The sequence below is a fragment of the Anaeromassilibacillus sp. An250 genome (assembly GCF_002159845.1).
Classification (GTDB): Bacteria; Bacillota; Clostridia; order Oscillospirales; family Acutalibacteraceae; genus Anaeromassilibacillus; species Anaeromassilibacillus stercoravium.
Genome location: NZ_NFJK01000002.1, coordinates 286,038 through 309,250, shown reverse-complemented (window position 1 = coordinate 309,250; position 23,213 = coordinate 286,038). Strand labels below are relative to the sequence as shown.

General features: G+C 55.3%; 24 protein-coding genes and 1 tRNA gene. 3 read left to right on the top strand and 22 right to left on the bottom strand.

Going from position 1 to position 23,213, the window contains the following annotated elements; translation table 11 throughout:
* Positions 1–153: 153 nt before the first annotated feature.
* From B5F54_RS03025 to B5F54_RS17500, 3 genes are read right to left on the bottom strand one after another with little or no spacing between them, the layout of a single operon-like run.
* Entirely contained in the window at positions 154–399 is a 246-nt protein-coding gene (locus tag B5F54_RS03025; RefSeq protein ID WP_087230277.1) for a hypothetical protein, read from the bottom strand.
* Entirely contained in the window at positions 396–668 is a 273-nt protein-coding gene (locus B5F54_RS03020) for a hypothetical protein (protein WP_087230274.1), read from the bottom strand. Before B5F54_RS03020 ends, B5F54_RS03025 begins: the two co-directional genes overlap by 4 nt.
* A 12-nt stretch (positions 669–680) precedes the next feature.
* Positions 681–842, bottom strand: coding sequence for a hypothetical protein (locus B5F54_RS17500; RefSeq protein ID WP_172749525.1), 162 nt, complete (start codon positions 840–842; stop codon positions 681–683).
* 132 nt (positions 843–974) lie between these two features.
* Between B5F54_RS17500 and B5F54_RS03015 the strand changes: the two genes are divergently transcribed.
* Both B5F54_RS03015 and B5F54_RS03010 read left to right on the top strand, forming a co-directional pair.
* The gene (locus B5F54_RS03015) at positions 975–1,349 is read left to right on the top strand and encodes a helix-turn-helix domain-containing protein (RefSeq protein WP_087230271.1); all 375 of its coding nucleotides are present in this window, start codon (positions 975–977) and stop codon (positions 1,347–1,349) included.
* Between the two features lie 480 nt (positions 1,350–1,829).
* Complete coding sequence (locus tag B5F54_RS03010; protein WP_087230268.1) at positions 1,830–2,999, top strand: site-specific integrase; 1,170 nt, start codon at positions 1,830–1,832, stop codon at positions 2,997–2,999.
* 85 nt (positions 3,000–3,084) lie between these two features.
* Here B5F54_RS03010 and B5F54_RS03005 read toward each other — a convergent pair.
* From B5F54_RS03005 to thyX, 17 genes are all read right to left on the bottom strand, one after another.
* Positions 3,085–3,168: transfer RNA gene (locus B5F54_RS03005), tRNA-Leu, on the bottom strand.
* A 94-nt stretch (positions 3,169–3,262) separates the two neighbouring features.
* On the bottom strand, positions 3,263–3,853 hold the full coding sequence (locus B5F54_RS03000; RefSeq protein ID WP_242969619.1) for a toprim domain-containing protein: 591 nt from the start codon (positions 3,851–3,853) through the stop codon (positions 3,263–3,265).
* A 10-nt stretch (positions 3,854–3,863) separates the two neighbouring features.
* Positions 3,864–4,922: a DNA polymerase III subunit delta gene (gene holA / locus B5F54_RS02995; RefSeq protein ID WP_087230265.1), complete on the bottom strand. Its 1,059-nt coding sequence runs from the start codon at positions 4,920–4,922 to the stop codon at positions 3,864–3,866.
* Positions 4,922–7,111: a ComEC/Rec2 family competence protein gene (locus tag B5F54_RS02990; RefSeq protein ID WP_172749524.1), complete on the bottom strand. Its 2,190-nt coding sequence runs from the start codon at positions 7,109–7,111 to the stop codon at positions 4,922–4,924. Before B5F54_RS02990 ends, holA begins: the two co-directional genes overlap by 1 nt.
* 59 nt (positions 7,112–7,170) lie before the next feature.
* Positions 7,171–7,692, bottom strand: coding sequence for a phosphoribosyltransferase family protein (locus tag B5F54_RS02985; RefSeq protein ID WP_191362275.1), 522 nt, complete (start codon positions 7,690–7,692; stop codon positions 7,171–7,173).
* A 90-nt stretch (positions 7,693–7,782) separates the two neighbouring features.
* Positions 7,783–8,121 carry a histidine triad nucleotide-binding protein gene (locus B5F54_RS02980; RefSeq protein ID WP_087230257.1) on the bottom strand — a complete coding sequence of 113 codons (339 nt, stop codon included), beginning with the start codon at positions 8,119–8,121 and terminating at the stop codon, positions 7,783–7,785.
* Between the two features lie 99 nt (positions 8,122–8,220).
* Positions 8,221–10,851 (bottom strand): alanine--tRNA ligase, encoded by a 2,631-nt coding sequence (gene alaS / locus B5F54_RS02975; protein WP_087230255.1) that lies wholly within the window; start codon positions 10,849–10,851, stop codon positions 8,221–8,223.
* 349 nt (positions 10,852–11,200) lie between these two features.
* Positions 11,201–12,802: a peptidoglycan D,D-transpeptidase FtsI family protein gene (locus B5F54_RS02970; RefSeq protein ID WP_242969618.1), complete on the bottom strand. Its 1,602-nt coding sequence runs from the start codon at positions 12,800–12,802 to the stop codon at positions 11,201–11,203.
* Between the two features lie 72 nt (positions 12,803–12,874).
* On the bottom strand, positions 12,875–13,939 hold the full coding sequence (locus tag B5F54_RS02965; protein WP_172749522.1) for an acyltransferase family protein: 1,065 nt from the start codon (positions 13,937–13,939) through the stop codon (positions 12,875–12,877).
* Between the two features lie 21 nt (positions 13,940–13,960).
* On the bottom strand, positions 13,961–15,196 hold the full coding sequence (locus B5F54_RS02960) for a peptidase U32 family protein (protein WP_087230249.1): 1,236 nt from the start codon (positions 15,194–15,196) through the stop codon (positions 13,961–13,963).
* Entirely contained in the window at positions 15,193–16,482 is a 1,290-nt protein-coding gene (gene mltG, locus B5F54_RS02955; RefSeq protein WP_087230246.1) for an endolytic transglycosylase MltG, read from the bottom strand. Before mltG ends, B5F54_RS02960 begins: the two co-directional genes overlap by 4 nt.
* Positions 16,479–17,084, bottom strand: a complete 606-nt coding sequence (locus B5F54_RS02950) for a 5-formyltetrahydrofolate cyclo-ligase (protein WP_087230244.1) — start codon at positions 17,082–17,084, stop codon at positions 16,479–16,481. The genes mltG and B5F54_RS02950 overlap by 4 nt, the downstream gene beginning before the upstream one ends.
* Positions 17,085–17,106: 22 nt before the next feature.
* Entirely contained in the window at positions 17,107–17,649 is a 543-nt protein-coding gene (locus B5F54_RS02945) for a DJ-1 family glyoxalase III (protein ID WP_087230241.1), read from the bottom strand.
* A gap of 31 nt (positions 17,650–17,680) precedes the next feature.
* On the bottom strand, positions 17,681–18,574 hold the full coding sequence (locus B5F54_RS02940; RefSeq protein WP_172749521.1) for a GNAT family N-acetyltransferase: 894 nt from the start codon (positions 18,572–18,574) through the stop codon (positions 17,681–17,683).
* A 17-nt stretch (positions 18,575–18,591) separates the two neighbouring features.
* Positions 18,592–19,521, bottom strand: coding sequence for a DUF2156 domain-containing protein (locus tag B5F54_RS02935; RefSeq protein ID WP_087230236.1), 930 nt, complete (start codon positions 19,519–19,521; stop codon positions 18,592–18,594).
* Positions 19,514–20,191 (bottom strand): dTMP kinase, encoded by a 678-nt coding sequence (locus tag B5F54_RS02930; protein WP_087230233.1) that lies wholly within the window; start codon positions 20,189–20,191, stop codon positions 19,514–19,516. Before B5F54_RS02930 ends, B5F54_RS02935 begins: the two co-directional genes overlap by 8 nt.
* On the bottom strand, positions 20,188–20,958 hold the full coding sequence (gene thyX, locus B5F54_RS02925) for an FAD-dependent thymidylate synthase (RefSeq protein ID WP_087230230.1): 771 nt from the start codon (positions 20,956–20,958) through the stop codon (positions 20,188–20,190). The genes B5F54_RS02930 and thyX overlap by 4 nt, the downstream gene beginning before the upstream one ends.
* 459 nt (positions 20,959–21,417) lie before the next feature.
* Between thyX and B5F54_RS02920 the strand changes: the two genes are divergently transcribed.
* Positions 21,418–22,290 carry a YitT family protein gene (locus B5F54_RS02920; RefSeq protein WP_087230227.1) on the top strand — a complete coding sequence of 291 codons (873 nt, stop codon included), beginning with the start codon at positions 21,418–21,420 and terminating at the stop codon, positions 22,288–22,290.
* Between the two features lie 150 nt (positions 22,291–22,440).
* On the opposite strand, the gene B5F54_RS02915 is transcribed toward B5F54_RS02920, so the two are convergent.
* The gene (locus tag B5F54_RS02915; RefSeq protein WP_087230224.1) at positions 22,441–22,740 is read right to left on the bottom strand and encodes a Dabb family protein; all 300 of its coding nucleotides are present in this window, start codon (positions 22,738–22,740) and stop codon (positions 22,441–22,443) included.
* A 13-nt stretch (positions 22,741–22,753) separates the two neighbouring features.
* A complete protein-coding gene (locus B5F54_RS02910) occupies positions 22,754–23,173 on the bottom strand; it encodes a PPC domain-containing DNA-binding protein (protein WP_087230221.1) in 420 nt (139 codons plus the stop codon).
* Positions 23,174–23,213: the final 40 nt, after the last annotated feature.

Sequence of the window (23,213 nt, the reverse complement as noted above, 5' to 3'; positions counted from 1 at the left end):
ATGCCGCGCCACTCAAAACAATCATTATCTGTCCATCCCGGGCATCCGGTATTAACGTTCGGATAATGCTTGCAATACGGCCAGTGCCGCCAGCATCAGAATCAGGGTCATCCACGGATGCGCCATCATCCATTCCAGCATGTTCATCACCTCCTATACAATTTTTCGAATCTCCCCGTAACCTTCCTGCGGGGATTTATCGGGTGTTGGCATCGTGTCGCCCATCAAATACGCCAATGCGCTGTCCAGATTCACAAGCAGCTTCCGACCGGCCATAACGCTGGCAATCTTGCCATCACGGGCCAGCTTACGGATAAAATGTTCCGTGATTCCTGATTCCGGATCCTCTCTCTTGATTTCTCTGATTGCCTCTGCGGGCGTTCTCATACGCGGGATCATGCTGTTTTGCCTCCCTTCTGCTGCGCCGCTACCCGCTCCCGGTTTGCTTCACGGTACGCCTTCTGCTGCGCCGCTACCCGCTCCCGGTTTGCTTCGTACCACGCCTTCTGCTGCGCCGCTATCCGGCGATGCGCGTTGTCCTTGCGGTCATGTAGCACTTCTCGGTCCAGCTCCGCAGATTGGTGGTAATCCTGTAACGTCAATGGGGCCTTGTCCACTTCCGCATCAAAGCGCTTCAGTTCTTCCAATTCTTCACGCGTAAATTTCACATCGGCACCTCCTTACGCGGGTTTCTTTTTGGGCTTGTCCGGCGGAATTCTATCCTTTAACGCCTCATACATCATCTGCATTCCATAAAGGATATTCTCCACCTTGTCTTGTCCTTCCTTTGGCATAGCCGCAAATTTAAGAGCAGCTTTTTCCATGATTTCGGTACTTGCCATTTAGCTTCACCTCCTTTACTGTTACTTTGTCTCAATTATAAAAGACATTGTCTCGTTTGTCAATGACTTTTTCAAAAAAATGTTTACAAAGTCTCGCATGTGTGCTAAGATAGTAGTAACGGAGGTGAACATATGGATATTCAGGATCGAATAAAATACATCCGAGAACGGCTAGGATTAAGTCAATCCGAGTTCGGAGAGAAATTAATGTTAGAACGATCAACAATATCTCTTATAGAACGCAAGCACCGTAATGTTACAGACCGAACCATAAAAGATATTTGCCGTGAGTTTAATGTCTCCTATCTTTGGCTCACCGAAGGGGAAGGGGATCCATTTTTATCTGATGAGTCGGATACCACTGCTATGTTTGATCGAATCATGGCTGGGAGTAACGAAACAGCAAAAGCTCTTTTTAAATCTCTGTCGAAGCTTAACGATTCCGAATGGGAAGTGATATATAAGATAATTAGCGATGTATCCAAGACTTTAGAGCAAAAAAAATAGGCCAGCTCTTTGCTGGCCTTGTTATCACTCTTTTGAGATCAAATACAATATCAGGTCTAAGATACGCTTTAGCGATGTTTGGTTGTGGATTTGATCTATTAGTTTAATAATATACCGTTTGTAATCCATGCTTTCCATTATGTAATCCTCCCTATTCTCCGCACTTGCAAACTCGAATCCTAAAAGTAGCATAATTATAATAGTACAATTGTTCGAGTTTTGCAAGCCTTGTGCATATATTTCACTTGCCGGTCAAGTGCTTCTATATATGTTACAATCGGGGGCGGGAAATTGGGACATGTAAAATATGGAAAATCATGATAAATAAAAAACGCCTTACCCTGCGCCAACAGAGTAAGGCGAATGACCATCAGTACCAGGCTGACAGTACGATCTAAGATCGCACCCATATTGTACCTGTTTTGGCCTGGGAAATCAAGTCCCGGGCATTTCTATGCCTTTTTTAGGAGGGAACGTAACATGGCAACTATATCGAAGCGCGGCAACAGCTATCGCATCCGCGTGTCCGATGGATACGACGTCAACGGGAAGCAGAAAATGCGGTCCATGACCTGGACGCCGGATCCCGGTATGACCCCCAGGCAGATCGAAAAAGAGCTGAACCGGCAGGCGGTCTTGTTCGAAGAGAGCCAGAAGGCGTCTTCGAACATAAAGTTCCAGACGTTTGCGGAACAGTGGTTTAAAGAATATGCGGAACATAAACTGCGGGCCAAAACGATCGAACGGTATCATCAATACGAAAAGCGTGTATACAAAGCAATAGGGCATTTGCGCATTGACAGGATCACCCCACGCCAATTGCAAAGTTTCATCAACAATCTCGGGGAAGATGGCATCAATGAGACGACGGGTGGCACATTGGCGCCCAAAACAATCAAGCAGTATCTATCGTTCATATCGTCAATCATGGACTACGCCGTCAAGATGGAGGTCATCGCAGAAAATCCTTGCCGGCATGTATCTCTTCCCTCAGCGAAGGCCAAGGAAAGGGACATATACAGTCTTGATGAAGCGCAGCATTTTTTAGAGCTCCTCCAAAACGAGCCTCTACAGTATCAGGTGTTTTTCATTCTGGCCATCTACGGTGGATTTCGTCGTGGGGAGCTGCTGGGCCTAGAGTGGAAAGACATTGATTTTGAAAACCAGGTCATATCCATCCGACGATCATCTTTATATGTAAAGGGCCGAGGGATTATCACGGACGACACCAAAACCGACGGGTCTCACCGAAGTTTAAAATTGCCAGCAGAAGTATTTGATTATCTGCGCCGCTATCGCGTCCAGCAGAGCGCAGAACGTCTTAAAATTGGGGATCAGTGGATAGACAATGACCGCCTTTTCACAGCTTGGAACGGCGCACCGATGAACCCAAACACACCTTATTCATGGTATGACCGCTTTTGCAAACGAACCGGGATTCGCCGTGTCAGTATCCACAGTTTCCGTCATTTAAATGCCTCATTGCTTATCGACAGTGGAGCCGATGTAAAGACCGTCTCTGCATCTCTTGGTCATTCCCAAGCAACGACCACGCTCAATATTTACGCGCATACCTTTGCAGAGGCACAGGCCAAAGCAGCCCAGGCGGTGGCGGATAAAATATCATTGCGCATAAAAAACGAGGCATAACGACCAAACAACGACCAAGACGACAATATCCGAAAACAAAGAAATCCCGGAAGCACAATCCATGCGGTTTCCGGGATTTTTGATTTGGTGCGCGAGACGAGACTTGAACTCGTACGTCATAGACACACGCCCCTCAAACGTGCCTGTCTGCCAGTTCCAGCACTCGCGCATTCAGCGAAAATGATTATAGCATAGATTACAAGAATATGTCAAGACAAAATATCAATTTTTTTGCATTTTTGGGTCAATAGAATCCAGACACTCTACAATTCCTGCACCAGCTTATAGAATTCTTCATACCTCATCAAGCTGTTCAACACTTTGACCAGGGCATTGGGGGCCAAATGCTCCGGCAGCTTCAAGCGTTTCAACAGCGCCCGGCGCTTTTGTGCGCTGTTCTCCCCGCCGGAGAGCCCTGCCTCAAATAGGTCGGTCTTGGTAATCATCCGTTTGGGGCACGCCACTAGTTCCTGGCCGCAGGTGGCTCCCGCACGCTGCAACGCCTCCAAAATCACTTGGGCCGGCACGCCCTCCACGCCGAGCTTCCCCTCTTTGGAGGGCTTCTCTTTGCGTTTCTCCTTGCCGAACATATCCGGCACATAGGCATGTTTGATCTGTTCCGCCGGGATGGAACTGGAAAGATAATTGCGGATGACAAATCCGGCCCCATCGCTGTCTGTCAGGACCAAAATCCCGCGTGTCTCCGCCAACCGGCGGATCATGGCCATCTGCTCCGGATCTTTAAAAATCTGAAATCCATTGGTCTCGATAATGACACCGTCAATTAGGGAAGACAGTTTGATCTTGTCATACTTTCCCTCCACAATCACGGCCTCTTTGACTTTCAGACGCACTGCGCTCCCCTCACTCTGCAAATTTTTCCCGTTCCGCGATCAAAAGCAACCGCGCAATCAACGTTTCCATCACCGTGCGGCGATTCCCCCGCGCGCTTTTTAACGCGACATCGGCATTTAAAAGCGCATCCAAACTTTCGCGCAACATCTCCATGGAAAATCTTCCGCCGTCGCGTTCCGCATTGCGCAGGCGGAACTCCTTTCCCTTATAGTCGAAATACTTTGCCGGTTCCAGGGCGCTTTCCCCACTCTGTACGGCCGCGCGCACGCGATACAGATCCAGGTAAGCCGTGGAAAGCACTGCCAGGACGGAAACCGGCTCCTCATTCTGATAAAAGAGCAGGTCCAAAATGGAATAGGCTTTGTCATATTGCCTTGCCAAAATGGCGCGGGAAAGCATGAAGACCGTGGTTTCAAAATTTTTGGTGACCAACTGATCGATCTCCCGGCGGGTGATCTCCTTTCCCGGTCCGACATAGGCACAGAGCTTTTCCAATTCGTGAAAAAGCGCTTGCAGATCGTTCCCCGTATATTCGATGATCTTCCCCGCATCCGCGCGCGACAGTTCGCAATGGCGCTTTGCAGCGGCTGCACAGAGCATTTTTTCCGCGTCGGCTTGGGTTTTCCTCTTAAAACAAACCGTATTTCCCGCTTTTTGGACCGCAGCCAAAAACTTCTTCCACTTCGCGGACTTTTTATAATCGATCTCGACGGACGGCAGATAAAACACCAAAACAGTACTATCCGGAACCATCCCGATCAATTCATAAAGCTTCGAAAGGTCCGACGCACTGCGCGCCTCTACGTCGAGGTCGGACACCGCCACACATTTTCGCTCAGACAACAGCGGCACCGCCTCCACCGCAGCCGCCATTTCGTCGATGGACACGCTTCCGCCGTCCATCCGTTGCAGGTTAAAATCCTGAAACGCATCCCCGCAGGCTTTTTCGATCAGGCGGTTTGCATAGAGCTTGAGCAGGTATTTTTCCTCCCCGTGCAATAGATAAAGCGAGCCGAAGGTTCCTCGCTCGATCTGCTTCTTGAATTCGGTTTCTGTGATTTCCGGCATCATGCATCCCTCCTGATCCGGCAAGTTTGTCCGTCCGTGATTTCGATGGCCACTGTGCCAAGTCCCGCTGTAGCCGTTACCTGTTGTCTTCCGGCAACCGCATCACCCACATCCGACTCGTCCATGGACAGCACCGTATATTCCGCTTCGATTCCCTCAACATCCTGTGCCAGCACTGCAAAATGGGGCGAGCGCCACGCCTCCGGCAAATTCTCCGCCTGTACACCGGCTGGGCAGAATAAAACGGTCACACCGTTCGCGTTCAACAAGGCCGCCCCGTTGACCATCTCCACAGAGATCGCGCTTCCAAGGGTCAGCTTTGCAGCCTCGCGGTACGGGTGTGTTTCTCCGATTTCCGCCGCCTCCGCTTGCAAAAAGTCGTCCATGTAGCCGGACGGCAATACCAGCCGGTCGGCCGGATAGTCCTCCAACACCTCGGCAGCGTTATGCGCTTCCTCTCCAAAATGGGTAAACAGGAGCATCCCATCCAGGGATTGCACCCCTCGCCCCTGTAATTCGTTCTCGAGGGACTGTGTGGAATATCCTTCGCAGCCGACCACCAGGGCATGCCCGTTGCGTGTCACCGCTACCGACAGCCCGCTCCCCACATCCGCCACTGCAATGCGTGTGATGTCCCGCCGGGAGACTTGATAGGAAAAGATTCCCGCCAACAGAAGAATGCAGGATAGCCAAGCGGCGGTACGCAAAAGCGGTTTGGAAGGCCCCATCCACACACATACCGCCAGCAGGATCAGCACAGCCGCAATCCATAAGAGCATGAACCCCATCGAGACCGGCAAACTGGCATAGGGAACCTGCGCAAGCAGATGGACAATCCCTTCCACAAGCTTTGCCAACCATCCCGCTGGAATGGCCAACGGCATCGCCGCCAACGTTCCCGGCAACAAAAGCTGGAGAAATGCCGCTCCCAATCCCAATTGGAGCAGCAATGTTGTCGGCCACAAAGCCAACAGGTTTGCCAGCAGCCCTACCGCGGATACGCTGCGAAACGTCAGCGCGATCACGGGCAGGGTAAACAGGGTCGCGCTGACACTCGTCGCCAAAACCAGGTGGACGGCATGGAACAGGCGCTTCCCATATTTAAAACCGGACACCCGCGCATCAAGCCAAGCTGTGAGCGGGTTGGAACACAGGATCAACCCCAGGGTGGCGGAGAAGGAGAGCAGCAACCCGACATCCGCACCGGCGTAGGGGCTGGTCAGGCACAGCACCCAAACCGCCAACCCCAGCGAATTTAGGGAATCCGCCCGGCGGGAGAGCAGTGTCCCCGTTAAATACAGCAGACACATGATACCACTCCGGGTCGCGGAGGGGACAAAGTCCGCCACCACCATAAAGAGCAGGACCCCAACGGAAGCGATGGCCGCGCTTCCCTTCCGAGGGACCCGCAGGGCCAGCAGGCTGGCCAGAAGCAAATTCGCCACGGTGGTCATGTGCAGCCCGGAGACCGACATCACATGGGAAAGGCCGACGGTCCGAAAGTCCGCCGTAAGCTCCGGTGAAATACCGGAGGAATCGCCCATGAGGATTCCCTTTAAAAGGCCGGCTTCCTCCTCCGGCAAGATCGCCTCGACTGCTTTTCCAAGGGAAGCGCGCAACTCCTGCATCCAATGGGAAAAAGAGGCTGGCTCCTGTGGGACAACCGTATAGGGTTCATAGCTATACAGATAGGCACATGCGGCGATCCCCTGCGACGCATAGTAGTTCCGGCTGGAAAAGCCGTCCCCACCGCGCGGAAGATACACATGCACCTTTCCCTCCAAGCGGTCCCCGGCCTTTCCGACCACACTTTCCGGAAGGGAGAGGCGGATTCGGAAGTCCACGGGCTTCCCGTCCACGTTGTCCACCTGCACCGTACAATAGCGGTTGTCATAGGAGCGGTATGGCGCCTCGACAAAGGTGCCGGAAATCGTAGCGTCCGTATTGTCCAACGCCTCCCCCGGCGCGGTGACCGCCGGTGCCAGGGCCGCAAACCCGCCAAAGGCCATGGAAGCCGCGCAGAGCGCCACCGGAAAGATGCTCAGGCGCAAGCGCGGAAGAAGCAATGTGACCCCCATGAGAAGCAACAGCACACAAGCCACCGGCAAAGCCCAAGCGGTCCCCAGAAAAACGGCGGCCACCTGCGCCAGCAGATACGTGAATCCAACCAGCGCAAATGGCCGCCGCATGTCCATTCCTCCTCAAAGAGGTTTCTTTTGTCCGCAGGGGACGTATTCTTTTGCCGTCCTTATTTCGTAAAGAGCGGCAGAGGCTCCAAATAGATGATATCCTTGCGGTCCGCCGCATCGCCTTCAGCAAGCACACAGGCGCGTCCCACAATATTGCCGCCGAACTGTTTGACCAGGTCTTCCATTGCGGCTAAGGATTCTCCCGTGCTGATGACGTCGTCCACAATCAGGACGCGCTTCCCATTCAGGCCCTTGTAGTCGTCCTCCGCCAAATAGAGCTTCTGCACATGATCCGTTGTGATGGACTTGACCTCCACATGGATGGGATTGCGCATATACGCCTTTACGCTCTTGCGTGCGACAATATAGCGGCGGCAGCCCTGGCGCGCCATCTCATAGCACAGCGGGATTCCCTTGGTCTCTGCGGTCACCACCACATCGTGCTCCGGGCATTTCTCCAAAAGCGCCTTTGCAGTCTTTTCCGTGATTTCCACATCGCCCAGCATCACAAAACCCGCGATGTCCAAATGCTCGTCGATGGGGCAAATGGGCAGGTCGCGTTCACAGCCCGCGATCGTCATATGGTAATACTTGTTTTCACTCAAAATAATCCGCCTCTCTCCTACACGCCGCAGCGCGTAATCCATTCCATTTCCGCTTCAAACCGGCCATCAGCCCGGAGGCCATGCCATGGAGCGTCCGCCCAACAGGTGGAAATGCATATGCATCACGGTTTGGCCGCCGTCCTTGCCCACGTTGGTCACAACGCGCCATCCCTGCGCAAGGTCCAATTCCTTGGCGAGTTTTGCCGCCACCGCAAAGATATGCGCCACAATCGCGCTGTTTTCTTCTGTAATGTCCGCTGCCGACTCGATGTGCTCCTTCGGGATCAGCAAAATATGTACAGGCGCCTGGGGGTCCAGGTCGTAGAACGCCAGGATGCGGTCGTCCTCATAGGCTTTTTTGCTCGGGATCTCGCCCGCCGCAATTTTACAAAAAACGCAATCCAACGATTTTTCCTCCTTTCGCCGTCTTTTGGTCCAAAAAGACGTTTTTATGCGATTTTTAACGGAACCATTATACCATACGGGGAAAGCCCCCGCAAGAAATTACTGCATCATCCCACTGACAACGCCCTCTGCGGCTGCAAGCGCCTCGTCCAGCTTGGTGAGGTCCTTGGCGCCCGCCATGGCGAACTCCGCCTTGCCGCCGCCGTTGCCCCCGGCAACCTTAGCGACCTCGCGCACGATCTTGCCCGCGTTGAGGCCCTTTTGCTGCGCGTCCTTGCCCACCGCTACGGCAATATTCGCCTTGCCGTCCTGCGTGGCAGCCAACACTGCCACCACGTTTGGCGCATTGTCGCGGATCTTATCGCACATGGTGCGCAGGGCATTGGACGGAGTCGCGGAGAAGAGCGCTGTAATCACGCGGACACCGTTGATGTCCTTCGCACCCTCAAACAGGCCGTTGATGCGCATATCGGCCATCTTTGCGTTGAGCGATTCAATCTCGCGGTCCTTCTCCTTCAGCTCCGCGGTCATCTGCTCCGCACGCTGTGCCAAACCGGAAACGGACGTCACCTTCAGGGCGGAAGCAACCGCGCCGAGCTGGGCAAGCGTATCGTTCAAATACTGCAATGCATTCAACCCGGTGACCGCCTCGATACGGCGCACGCCGGCCGCTACAGAGCTCTCCGAGAGGATTTTAAACAGGCCGATTTTGCCCGTATTATCCACATGGGTGCCGCCGCAGAACTCTTTGGAGAAATCCCCTACGGAGACAACCCGGACAATGGAGCCGTACTTTTCGCCAAACAGCGCCATTGCGCCCAGCTTCTTGGCCTCTTCAATCGGCATCTCACGGCATTCGACCGGCGTACCGCTGAGGATCACCCCATTGACGATCGTCTCCACGCGATGGAGTTCCTCCTGCGTGAGAGCGGCAAAATGGGTAAAGTCGAAGCGCACATATTTTTCATCCACCAGCTGGCCAGCCTGCTCCACATGGTCGCCCAGCACGGTGCGCAGCGCCGCCTGCAACAGGTGTGCCGCTGTGTGGTTGCGCATGATGGCGCGGTGGTTCTCCGGATCACCCTCGGTCTGGACCCGGTCGCCGACCGAAATCGTCCCGGCGTTGATGATGCCGTGGTGGATAAAGTTTTTCGCATGGTTCTTGGTGGTATTGTCAATGGCAATCAGCGCGTCCGCAGAGGAAATCGGGCCGACGTCTCCCACCTGGCCGCCGCTCTCCGCATAGAAGGTCGTGCGGTCCAATACCAGGGCGATTTCGTCGCCCGCCGTTGCATGATCGACGCGCTCCCCGTCCTTCAGGATTGCCAGCACCGTCGCCTCGGTCTGGGATTTCTCATACCCCAGGAACTCTGTCGGCGGCACATCCGCCAGGACGTCGTTTTCGCCCGCCCAAGCGTCCGCACCGGCGTTTTTCCGGGCATTGCGGGCGCGCTCGCGCTGCTCCTGCATGAGCTGGTGGAAGCGCTCTTCGTCGACCGTCATCCCGCGCTCCGCAACGATCTCCTTGGTGAGGTCGAGCGGGAAGCCATAGGTATCGTTCAAACGGAATGCATCCTCACCGGACAGGCAGGCATTGAAGTCCTTGTCGATCAGGCTGTTCAACATCTGCATTCCCTGGTCAATCGTCTTGGCAAAGCTCTCCTCTTCCACATGGATCAGCTTTGTAATCATCGCTCGCTTCTCGTCGAGCTCCGGATAGGCATTCTTGTTCTCGTCGATCACCGTGTTCGCGACGTCCGCCAGGAAGGTGTGGTTGATTCCCAACAGACGGCCATGGCGTGCCGCACGGCGGAGCAGGCGGCGCAATACGTAGCCGCGCCCTTCGTTGGAGGGCATGACGCCGTCGCCGATCATAAAGGTGGTGCTGCGGATATGGTCGGTAATCACGCGCAGCGAAATGTCCTTTTTCTCGTCCTCACCGTACTGAATGCCGGCAATCCGGCAGATATGCTTCATGATGTTTTGCACGGTGTCCACCAGGAAGAGGTTGTCCACGCCCTGCATGATGCAGGCCAGGCGCTCCAGACCCATGCCCGTATCGATGTTCGGATGCTCCATCGGCGGGTAGTTGCCCTTGCCATCGCTGTCAAACTGGGAGAACACTACGTTCCAGAATTCGACATAGCGGTCGCACTCGCAGCCCACGCCGCAATCCGGCTTGCCGCAGCCGTACTTTTCGCCGCGGTCAAAATAGATTTCCGAGCAGGGGCCGCAGGGGCCGGAACCGTGCTCCCAGAAGTTGTCCTCCTTGCCCATGCGCACAATGCGCTCCGGCGCAACGCCGACTTCTTTCGTCCAGATGTCAAACGCCTCGTCGTCATCCTGGTAGATCGTCACCCAAAGCTTATCCACCGGCAACTCCAACACCTTGGTGCAGAATTCCCACGCCCAGGCCGTCGCCTCATGCTTAAAATAATCGCCAAACGAGAAATTGCCCAGCATCTCAAAGAAGGTGCCGTGGCGCGCCGTGATGCCCACGCGCTCGATGTCCGGCGTGCGGATGCACTTCTGGCATGTGGTGACGCGCTTGCTCGGCGGCGTAACCTCGCCGGTAAAATACTTCTTCATCGGCGCCATGCCGGAGTTGATGAGGAGCAAGCTGTTGTCGTCCTTCGGAATCAGCGAAAAGCTGGGAAGGCGCGTATGCCCTTTGCTCTCAAAGAAGGATAAAAATTTTTCGCGCAACTCATTAAGTCCTGTCCACTGCATGTTTGAAACTCCCATCCTCTACAAAAAAATAGAGCTTTCCCGTCCACATGGGACGGGAAAACCCGTGGTACCACCCAAATTGCGCCAAACGGCGCCGCTCTTATCCCTATAACGCGGGAAACGCCGCGGTTCCTCGCCGCGGGGCTGGGGGCTGGCTTGCCGCACGCCGCTTTCGGCAGGTCCCTTTCAGCCTGGAAGATTTCTCTCTGGAGACCCTCTCTTTTGCCGTGCAGACAGGGGCATCGGCCCGTCATCGCCTGTTTTTTTATTACAGATTGATTATAAACGTCCACAGCCGGAATGTCAAGAATCCATCCCGGCAAAAGGTAGCCTTCCTGCCCGGTTTCTGCTATTCCAGCGGCAGCGCATCCGCGATCTCCTTAAACACCGGGCCACAGGTGGCCCCGCCGCCCGTTCCATCCTCGCCCATCACGGTGATGACGTAGCGCGGCTCCTCCTGGGGATAATACCCCGCCACCCAGGAGATGACCTTTTCCACGCCGTCCTCGTATTTTCCCGTCTGCGCAGTGGCCGTCTTTGCACCCGCACCGCCGGAGGCAGGTGCAAATTTTTCGCTGGTCCCTTCTTTGACCGATTCTTCCATAAACGACCGCAGCAGGGACGCCGTGTGTTCCGTCATCACGCGCCGCGTCGCCGGTGTCTTGGCCCGGTCCAGATATTGCAGGTTTTCGTTGACAAACCCTTCGTAGATCGTCGGGGCGGTATATTCCCCGCCGCTGGCGATCGCATTGACCATGCCCGCAATCTGCACCGGGGTAGCGGTCAAATCGCCCTGCCCAAAGGAGAAATTGGCCAAGGCCTTCGGGATGTTTAGGCTATCCAGTGTGGGGAGGTCGCCCGCCGCGGACGAAAAGCCCGGCGCGATTTCCACGCTGCTGCCAAAGCCGAGATTTTGCGCCATCAGCAGGAATTGCGCCTGCGGCACCTGCTGCATCACATGCACAAAGTAGGTGTTGCAAGACTGCGCAATCGCGCGGCTCATGTCCTCCTCGCCGTGGCTTTCCCCGTTATAGCAATGGAAGATCCCATCGGAAACCTGGATGCCGCCTGTGCAGGTGTAGCGCGTCTCCGGAGGGATGCCGTATTCCAGGGCGGACGCCGCGGAAACCAGCTTAAAGACCGACCCCACGCTGTAGGCGGACAGCGCGCGGTTCAGCAAGGGGGCGTCCTCGTCCTCCAACACGGAGGCCACATCGTTCGGGTTGAAATCCGGGAGGCTCACAATGGCGCGGATTTTGCATGTGGGGATCTCCGTCACCACCACAGCGCCCTTTTTGAGGTGCTTTTTGGCCGCCTGTTCCGCAATGGTTTGAATCTCCTGGTCGAGCGTCAAAACCACCCCACGGCGGCTGAGGAAGGATGTGTCGTTGATGGTCTTTTCCTCGCCGGCAAGCACCCGGTTGGTCGCGTCCACCTGATACGTGACGCTGATCTCCCCCTGCCCCTGGGAGAGCTGTTGGTCAAAGAGCTTTTCGATCCCGGAGACGCCCACCCCCGCGCCGTCCAGGTAGCCGATCACATGCACGGCGGACTGCTCGTCCGCATACCGCTTTTCCACGGGGAAGACATCCGCCCCCTCCGCAGTAAAGGAATCCTTTACCCGCAGGGCGAACGGTTTTCCCGCAGTCAGGGAGGGGTATATGTCCGCCATCTCCTGCTGGGTTAGGATACGGCTCAGGGCCGCCGCATCCTCAATGGTGGGCACGATCGCCGCCGCGTATTCGGTCTGCTGCCCTGTGAAGCTGCGCATCTTGCAGTCGTAAATCGTCCCGCGCGTCTGTGCCACCTCCAGCCGGTAGCTCCGCTGTTGGTCGGCGGTCTGGGCAAGGGTGGTCCCGCTGGCCACTGTGAAAACGCTCAAAACCGCGACCAGCATCCCCAGCATCAGAAGCAGGAAAAAGGCGATGGTCCGTTTACAGATCCGCTCCATACCGCTCCTCCTCTCCATCAAATAGAAAATGTCCTCTTGTCAGTATGGCCTGGCAAGAGGACATTTAAACCATCAGGATTCCCCGAACCGGAATGTCCCGGAAAGGATTTTGGAATGATCCCGGATCAGCGGGATTACCGTCCGGCTGGAAAGATACAGAATGAAAAATGCATAGACGAAAGCGGCAAAATGGGAGGAGATTTCCAGCTTCAACCCGGTCAGGGAGACCAAGGCCGCGAGAATCTCCTTCATAATATTTTCTGTGCCGCACAGAATCAGCGTATTGCGGCCGATTTCCGTAAATGCGTGTACATGCGCAAGCAGTTTTGCCCCGATAAAATTCAGGAAGACAAGCGATAGCGCCAAGCCAGCGGAATAAAACACGCTGATAGCCCTTGGCAGTTCGAACGGCAGCGCGTCAATCGGGAACGACGGCCCCTTAAAATAAACCACACATGCGACAAATGCACACGCCAGCGTCACAGCCCAAAAGAGCGCCTTTGCCCACGGCTTCAACGAACGAAAATGGAAGTCCTTCAAATAGGGAAAAAGCGCCGCGCCCAAAGCATAGTAGAGGATATAGCACATCGCGCTGTCGATGCCGAAGAACATGCGCGGCTCTCCCACCGGCCGGTAGGGAATGCCGATCTCTGTCGCCACATAAAAGCCGAGGCCCACCAAAACAACCAGCCATTCCCACCGCAGGAGTTTCTTCAGCAGGTAGTGCCCAATCGAAATCACAAACAGGCACGGAAGGAACCACAGGGCGGCAGCAGCCGTTTTCGTCCGTACGCCCATGAACACCGCAACCATCAGGTCTACAAATTCGGTAAACGAGCAGCCCCAGGTGAGCACATTCACCACCACATTGATGGCGCTGAACGCAAAGTACGGCAATACGATGGCGCAAAACTTCTTCTTGAGAAACGGCCAAAAGGCCTGCTGTTCGGTGTGTGGGGCAAAAAAACCCGACGCCAAGAAGAACAAGGCCACACAGTACTGAAACGTAAACGGATACAGCGCGCCGGCCGCTTCCCCCATATGGCCGACATAGATGGACGAAATACCAAGGAATTTCAGCGCGTCCACCCAATCGTAGCGCACCTTCTGCGTTGGAGTGGTCTGTACAGCTTCCAAATGGATTGCCTCCTCTTACTCTTAGGAATCCTCTGTGCGGCGGTGCCGCAGGATCGCCCCGCGTTTGAGCGGCCGTTCTGTTTTTAACAGGACTGTCATGGTCGCATGCGGCGCGGACTCGATCGGCTGCCCGTCCTGATCGAACAGTTCGTCCAGCGGCAGGTCGAAGGGCTGTTCCCCGACCTCCAACACGTCCGCCGTCTCCCCGCGGAAAAAGCGGTTCCTCTGTGATAAAATTGCAATGCCGTCGTGGTAGTCCTCGCAGACGGCGATCACCTCGTAATTGCGCACATACCCGCCCTGGACGGTCTCCTGGCCCGGCTCTCCGCCGAGATAAAAGCCCGTGCTATAGGGCCTGTGGCTGATCTTATCCAGCTCTTCCACAATCCAAGGCGAAACAGGGATGTCCGGATGCTGCTCCAGCTCGTCCAGCGCCCAGCGGTAGGCGTTCGTCGTCACCGCCACGTAATACGACGACTTTGCACGTCCCTCGATCTTTAGGCTGGTAACTCCTGCCCGGAGCAGCTCCGGCAGATGGCGCACCATGCACATGTCTTTGGAGTTCAGGATATAGGAGCCCTCCCCTTCCTGATAGATGGGCATATATTGGCCGGGGCGCTTTTCCTCGACCAACGCATACTTCCACCGGCACGGCTGCGCGCAGGCGCCCCGATTGGCATCACGGCCCGCCATATAGTTGGACAGTAAGCACCGCCCCGAAAACGACATGCACATCGCGCCATGCACAAACGCCTCGATTTCCAGATCCTTCGGCGTTTTCGCCCGGATCTCCGCGATCTCCTCCATGGTCGTTTCGCGCGCCAGCACCACGCGCTTGGCGCCGAGCTGGTAAAAGGCGTTCGCCGCCGCGTAATTGGTGATGCCGGCCTGGGTGGAGACATGCAATTCCACCTTCGGCGCATAGCGCTTGGCGAGGTCGATCACCCCTAAATCGGTGACGATCAGAGCATCCACTCCCGCCTCCTGCAAAAATGCAAGATAGTCCGGGAGCAGGTCGATCTCCTTGTTGCGCGGCACCGTGTTGCAGGTTACATACACCCGTACCCCGCGCGCATGCGCCAGGGCGACCGCTGTTTGCAGCTCTTCACGGGTAAAATTGGAGGGCGCCGTGCGCATGCCAAACATCTGGCCCGCCAGATAAACCGCATCCGCCCCGAAGTCCAGCGCCGCACGCAGGCATTCCATATCCCCGGCCGGCGCCAACAGCTCCGGCCGGTTGTCTCTGATATCGCTCATCGCAACCCCGCCTTCTGTAGATTCTGCTGATGCTGCTCCAGGGTTTCCGCATAGTACGCATTGCGGTCCGCATCGTGGCAGAAGTAATAGTAGTTGGTATCCGCCGGATGTAAGGCCGCGTCAATCGCCTTGGAGCCGGGATTGCAAATCGGCCCCGCCGGGAGGCCCTCGATTTCATACGTGTTGTATTTGCTCGAATACGTCTCCCGAATGTCCTCTGGAATGGCATCCCTCGTACGGTACGGATAGTACATGGTCGGGTCGGATTGCAGGCGGCGGAGCCCATTCGACCCGTCGCTGTTCAAACGGTTGTGGAAGACGGAGGAAATCATATACATATCGTCTTCATCCGCGGCCTCAGCTTGGATCATGGAGGCCAGCGTCATCACCTGGTCGATGGTCATGCCGCTCGCCGTGATCTCCTGACGGATCTCGTCGGTCAATTTCCGGTCGCAGTTGTTCACCAGCTTCAAAATCGCATCCTCCGGGGATTCGTCCTTGAAAAACTCGTACGTGTCCGGGAAGAGGTAGCCCTCCATATGATAGTAACGGTCGCCGGTGAGCTGCTGGAGAAAATCGTACTTCGAATCCAATGCGTTGGAGTTGATGTAGTTCAATGCGTCCTCCTGGGAGCAAACGCCGTTCTCTTCCAGAAGTTGGGCAACCTCCAATGCGTTCATTCCCTCTGTGAACGTGATCTTGACGATGTCCACACGGTTGGCATTGGACTGCAAATTGTTGATAATCGCCTCATAATCCATGCTGGTGTTCAGCTTATAAGTACCGTTGTTGTAGTGGCCGTCGGCCTTCGTCATCGCTGAATAGAGCTTAAAAAAGTCTGAGCGCTGGATGACGCCGGCCTCCTGCAACACCTGGGCGATCTGGTCAGTGCTGGCCCCTTTAGGGATATCAACCGTGACATTGACTGCATCGCGTCCAATCGCCAACATATCGTTGATACCGGTGACTGCATACTGCGCCAGCGCAACCCCGATGAACAGCACCATCATCAGCCACACCAGGCGGAAAAAGAGCTTGTTCTTGCCACGCTTTTGTTTATTGCGCTTCTTATGGGCCTTTGCCGCCCGCCGTGCCGCCTTACGCTCCGCCATACGGACATCCGCCGCTCGGTGGTTTTTCTCCGGACGGCTATAACTATTGATCGCCGGCGGCTCCTCCCGCGGGGATCTGCCTGATTCCTGCGGGAATGAATCCTCGGGAATCTGCACCCGGAAATTTTCAATTTTCCTCCGGCGCAATTCCTCGTTGCGCTTATCGTCATTCATGGCGTATCCTCCTGCCTCGCAATTCTGCGGACATACTTCTCTGTGATCAGAATATCGACGGGCCGGTCGTAATACCCATGGGGCAAATTCCATTGGATGCACCCCAGATAGCATATGCCCACCGTGATCCCGCGGAACTGCGCAAGGTAACGGTCGTAATATCCTTTCCCATATCCCAGGCGGTACCCCTGTGCGTCAAAACTCAAGCCCGGAACGACGCACAGCGCCCGCCCATAAGAATCCCCCACGCGCTCGCATTTGTCCACAATGGGTTCGAGCACGCCGAACGTTCCCTTTTCCAGGTCGCTCAGGGAGGTGATGTAATAAAACTCCATTTCAAAGGTATCCGGCACACAGCGCGGCACGGCCACCCGTTTGTGATTGGCGAGCGCAGCATTAATCACCGCCAGAGTGTCCACCTCGATGGGCTTGCTGACATAAATAAAGAGGGTTTCTGCATGCAGGTATTCCTCCAACGTCAGGAGGCGGCATTGGATCGAGGCGTCCAGGCGGATCTTTTGCTCCGCGTTCATCTTCTCCCGATAGCGGCGGTATCGCGCGCGCAGATTCTTTTTCAGTTCCTTGATGTTCTTGATATACATGCGATCTTCCTTTATAGGAGGGTCAGTTCTGACACTGGATGGATTTCTTTATCGCAGCCGATTTCTGCGAGCCGCAGAGCTCCGCCACAATGCGTAGGGCAAAGTCCGCCGCTACCCCTGCGCCCTTGCCGGTGATGATGCGTCCGCTGACGCAGACCGGCTGGGAGGAAAGGATCGCCCCCTCCAATTCTTTTTCAAACCCCGGGAAACACGTCGCGGTACAGCCTTTCAGCGCGCCGATATGCCCCAGGATGGAGGGCGCCGCGCAGATGGCCGCCACATAGATGCTGTTGTCCAGGCAATAGCGCACGGACGCCATCACAATCGGGGACTTCTCCAGGTTCAGCGTGCCCGGCATGCCGCCCGGCAAAACGACCAATTCCATGTCGTCCGTCGTGACATCCTTTTCCTCGATATCCGCAGTCACCGGGATTCCATGCGAACCCGTGACGGTCTTGCCGCCCACGCCCACGGTTTTGACATCCAGTTCCGCGCGGCGGAGGATATCCACGGTCGCCAGCGCTTCAATTTCTTCAAATCCATTTGCCAAAAATACATAGATCATTGTGTAACGCTCCTTTCCTTGCGGATGATCTTTAATCTTTTCCTAAGCCAAGATACGGCTTTTGATCCCCAACATGAATTTGCTCCAAGGAGGCGCCGTCCAACGGCCGGAGCATCCCGCAAAAGGCGGGTTCCGGGGCCGAAAGGGAGGGCACGCCCGCCGCTGCAAAAAGGCCGCTTCCCTTCGGAAGCCGGATGCGGTAATCCTGGGCAGGCATTTCCTGAAGCAGCGCCGCAAAGAGGGCCGGCAGGTGCTCCGGCGCGCTCATGAATTCGGTAATCTCACAGACATCCGGTTGTTCCCGCCGGCACACCGCATAGGACGGTCCCTCGGCGCACACCAGCTTGCCGCCATAAATGCGGTTGTCCTCCACCGCAAACCAGAACGCGCCGTTCTCCCAAAGGACGGACCCTTCCCGATCCCGCAGCAGCGCACTGCGCATCCGGTTCAACGTGGCAGGCGTAAACGCTCTGCGTCCTCCCCGAACAACCGCCTTTTCCCGCAGCTGTTCTGCCGAAAGCCGGTATTCGTCCCGTTCAAAAAAAGTGACGTAATCGGACTTTGCATAATAGTCATATAGTCCCGGGCTGGCGGGCAGGATCGCGGAAAACTGCTCCTCCCTCTGGGAACCCACCAGCGCGGCATAGGCCAGCAGCGCATTCATGTATCCGTGGGAACGGTGCTCCGGCGCGGTCGCACAGGCAAACACATAGTGGATGCGCACCGGCTTCCCGCCGCAGACGATCTTCGCCGGCAACAGATGCAGCATCGCCGCCGGCCGGCCCGCAACGCGGTAGACCAGGCAGTTCTCCGGGCGGAACGCGTTGTTGAAAAAGAAATTGGCGTACCGCCGCTCCTCTTCAAAACAGACCTGCCAGAGTTCCGCCAAAGCCGGACGGTCCTCCCATTTTGCAAAACCGATCACCGCCGCACCGCCTCCACTCAGTCGCCTTGTTCCAATTCCGTGATTTCCTCCGTCTCCGAAAGCAGGGTCGCGGAGTATTTTTCCAAAAGGATGGCCGGGTTGTAAGAGAGCTTTGCTTTCCGCAAGCCTTCAATCCCCAAATCCTCTTCCCGATTGATATAACGGTAGTTCTCCAGATGGTTCGCCGCATATTCGTGATTGATGGCGGCATAGAGCCCCTCATAACCGCTGAGGGCCTTCTCAAAATGAAGGAGGTAGACCTCCGGGTTGATCTCCTCGCCAACGGTAAATGCCACCGGTTTGCCGTCCACGCGCAGCAGGCCGCCGGAGAGCTTCAGCTCCTCAAAGGAGCGGAACGCCATATTGATGGCACAGGTCTCGTCGTCCGTGCCATCCTCCTTGCCGCATCCGCCGTTTTGGACACACCATTCATGGGCAATCTTCTTGCAATCCGCATAGTTTTCCGGCGTGATATCCTCATAGGACCAATTGTAAGAACGCTGGAACCGCGCCAGATGGTTCCGCTTCCCGTGGAACTTGCGGCCCGCCAAATGGATCAGGTCCTGCGACGCATAGATATAGTCCGACGCATCCCGGTCCAATTGGAACCGGAACATCCCCGGCATCGCTTCTTCCAGATGTTCCGTCTCCTGTTTGGTCAACCCCCACAGGCGGAATTTGCATCCGGCTTCCTTTGCGTCGGCGAGCAACAGCTCCACCTTGCTGCGCAGATCCCCCGGTCCCAACGGCAACTGATAGAACCGGTTCCCCTCGGTCCCGGAACACCGCAGCACCCACCCGTCGTGCTGGCACACACGCGTGCCATATGCACAGGACCAAAGGTACAGGGTGCCAAAGGCAAATTCGCTGCCCATTCCGCCGGACGCGGAAAGCGCCGGCTGCATCCATTCACGATCTGAAACTTCTGGAATTTTCCAATTAAACATATAAGTTGATCTCTCCTGCCAATTCTTTCATCAATTCCCTGTGAATCTGTTCCATAGGTTTAGCATTGTCGCCCTCTGCGCAATTTATAACCAGCCAGCCGAGCATTTTTGCAGCGTAGGCCGCACTTTCCCGGCAAGCGCGCAGATAAGCCGTATTGCGCTCGTGGATGTCCTTCTTCCGTTCGTCGCCGTGATAGCGCCCGCTCAGAAGCTTTTGACTCACAGAAGGGGGCATGTCCAGATAAACCGTGCAATCCGGTTGTGGAAGCCCCAGTTTGTTGTATTCGTAATCCTGCACCCACTGGATGAATGCATCCCATTTGTCCCTGGGCAGCTTCGACATCTGAAACACGATGTTAGAGGTGGAATAACGGTCCGCAACAATCACTGCGCCGCTCTGGTAGTCTTCCTTCCAAAACTGCGCGTAGCTGGCAAAACGGTCCACCGCATAAAAAGAAGAGGCCGCATAAGCGGACACATCCTCCGGATTTTCTCCAAATTTCCCGTCCAAATACATCTTTGCCAATGCGGAAGAGGGCTGCCCATAATCCGGAAACGAAATCTTCCGCACACGTATGCCCTTTCCGGCCAGCTCCTTACACAGGAGCTCCGTCTGCGTCGCTTTCCCGCTTCCATCCAGCCCTTCCAGGGTAATCAGTTTCCCGCTCATGCGTCTTCCCCCGAATGGAAGAATGCGCGTACTTCATTTGCCTTTCCGCAGGACATCTTCCCTTCCGGACAGATGCCGCGCAGACAGCCAGGGCCGGCGTTTGCAAAGAGATGCGGCGCAACCTTTCGCACCAAAAACAGCATCTGTGTTGCAACGTCCCGGATCTCCCACTGCGCACGGTTGCAGCAGCGCAATGCAAAGAAGTTTTGGAGCGACCGTGCGTTGAACGTGCAGACCATTTTTGTCTCGCAGGCGTTCGGCAGCACGAAGCGCGCATCTTCAATCGCACGTTTCTCCGCAGCACGCGCGGCCTCCTTTTCGCTCTTTCCCTCGTCCAGCAGAGCCTTTCGATGTTTTTCCATTAAAAGCGCCGTCAAGCGCTCATAGTGCCGGCGATCCTCTTCCATGGCCGCCAGAAATTCTGCTTTCGCCTCCGGGATCGCTTCGATCTCCGGCGGGACCACATAGGCAAAATCGCTCTCCGCGACATAACGCTGGCTCTGCACGCTGAACGATGCAATGCGGTGTCGCGTGATCTGCGCCAACAGCGAGCGGGAAACGCCCTCGATCCCAAAGGTAAACGAGGCGTGCTCGATCGGGCTTTCGTGTCCGATTTCCGCCAACATCTGTACAAAAGAAGCCGTCTTTTCCTCCGTCAATCCCTCGCCGATCTGGTCGATGGAGGACGGCGAATAGCAGAGCTTCGCCGCCATCGCGACCGTCTTTTCCGGCTGCGGGGTATACGTTAGAAGGGTAACCTTCGCCATAAGTACTCCATTCCCCGCCGGTTTCCATGCACGGGCAGCGGCCGGCGGCGCCCGCATCCCCATCTTTTTGGGCGCATTTTTTCGCCCTGTTTTTCGGCAATAATTGATTGTATTATAACAAATTCTTCCTATTGATTCAAGGTATACCGGCCGCGCGCCATCCGAATCGGCAGATTCCCTATCTTCCATTCGTAGAATTCTTGAAAATACGTGAACCATATAGTAAGATAAAGATAGAAAGGGGAATTTTTTCCTGGAAAGATGAGAACCCCACACAGCGTTGAAAACACGGAGAAATCCTCCGGATCGATTTTTCACTGTCCGGCTTTCCATCAATATTTCTGAAGCGGTACCACGAACCTTTTCCAAGGGATGGCCAAAACGCCGCAACTGCTAAAACTACCATTTTGCTGCTCTTCTAACATAAAAGAAACGACACCGTTTTACGGAGGGATCGCGATGAAATTCGCTCTGCCAAGCCAAGAAACTATTCTAAAAGCCGCCAAAGAGTATACGCTCATCACTCTCAGCACCCTATTGATGGCTGTGGGCATCTATTTCTTCAAGTTTCCAAACAATTTCACGTTTGGTGGGGTGACCGGTCTGGCAGTGGTTGTCAGCCAGGTGATGCCCATCTCCCCCAGTACGGTCAACTTTATTGTAAACCTCGTCTTATTGCTCTTAGGATTCCTCTTTTTGGGCAAGGGATTCGGCGTACGCACTGTCTATTCCAGTATGCTGCTGTCGGTGGCGCTTTCGGGGATGGAATATCTCTGGCCACTGGACAAGCCTCTGACGGACGATCCCCTTCTGGAACTGATCTTCGCCATTGTGCTGCCGGGCCTTGGTTCCGCCATCCTGTTCAACATCGGCGCTTCGAGCGGCGGCACGGACGTCGTGGCGATGATCCTAAAGAAATTCACCAGCGTCAACATCGGCAACGCACTCCTGCTGAGCGACCTGCTGATCACGCTGTCGGCTTTCTTCATTTTCGATATTAAAACATTCCTGTTCTCGATGCTGGGATTGTTCTCCAAATCCCTGGTGATCGACAACGTGATTGAGAGCATCAACCTGTGCAAATATTTCAATGTGGTTTGTAGCAGCCCGGAGCCCATCTGCGACTACATTGTGCATAAGCTTGGCCGCAGCGCCACCGTCTGTGAAGCGGAAGGCGCCTTCTCCCATGATAAAAAATACATTATCTTTACGGTTCTCAAGCGGTATCAGGCTGTGCAGCTCCGGCAGTATATCAAGCAGGTGGAGCCCGGTGCGTTCATCCTCATTTCCAATACCAGCGAGATCATCGGTAAAGGGTTTCACAGCGTCTAATCTGCTTAGATACCCGTGAAAAAAAGGAACATCTGGTACAGCAACACCAGGTGTTCCTTTTTGATTTCTAAAAAAGTTCTTCACAAATATTTATCAAACATTGGAAAGTATCCTTCCCAACAAAGCAGGCGAACGGTTTTTCAACGCCGTTTATGCGATTTCGTAATCGACGCAGGCGCGTCCGCAGGTGGAGGCGCGCACTATTTCCGCAACGGTCAGATGCGCCGGATTGGTCTGATAGGCGTCCTGGTCCTCCTTGGTCGCAAACGCGCAGTACAGGGCGATGTCATATTCCCCGCCGTTGTAATTCGCGCCGAATTCAATCTCTTTCAGGCCCGGCACCACGCCCAACAGCGCCTTGAAGCGCTCCTGCAGGGAAGCAACCAGTGCTTCCGGGTGGTCCTGCTTTACCTCGTCCTTCCATTTCCACATGACAATATGCTTGACCATTGGTAGATCCTCCTTAAAAATCAAAGATATTCAGCCCCGTCTCCGGGTCCAACCTGCGCCCTACATGGCCCTCGACCTTCCGGACAAACAGCTCACAGGTGGCGCTGACCACCGCCTCGTTGAGGTGCCCGCCGATCACCTTTCCGGTGAGGTCCCCGAAGGTGGCGTGCAGGTGCAGATAGGGTTCTCCGTCTTTTTCCGTGATGTTCCCCATCAGGGAGGTCAATTCCATCACGCCGTCAAAGGTGTTGGCAACATATTTCTGTTCATCCACCCGGTACACGCCCACCACCACATGGTTGACCGCACCGATGGCTGAAACCGTCCCCAGCGAGATGGATTCCTTCTCACATAACTCCCGCAGGCAGGCGAGCACCTCCTCGCCCCTTTGCAGGCGCACAACATACGTATCTCCAAACACACGGTATTGCATGGTATCGCGATCCTTTCCATCCGTCCGGCGAACACACCGG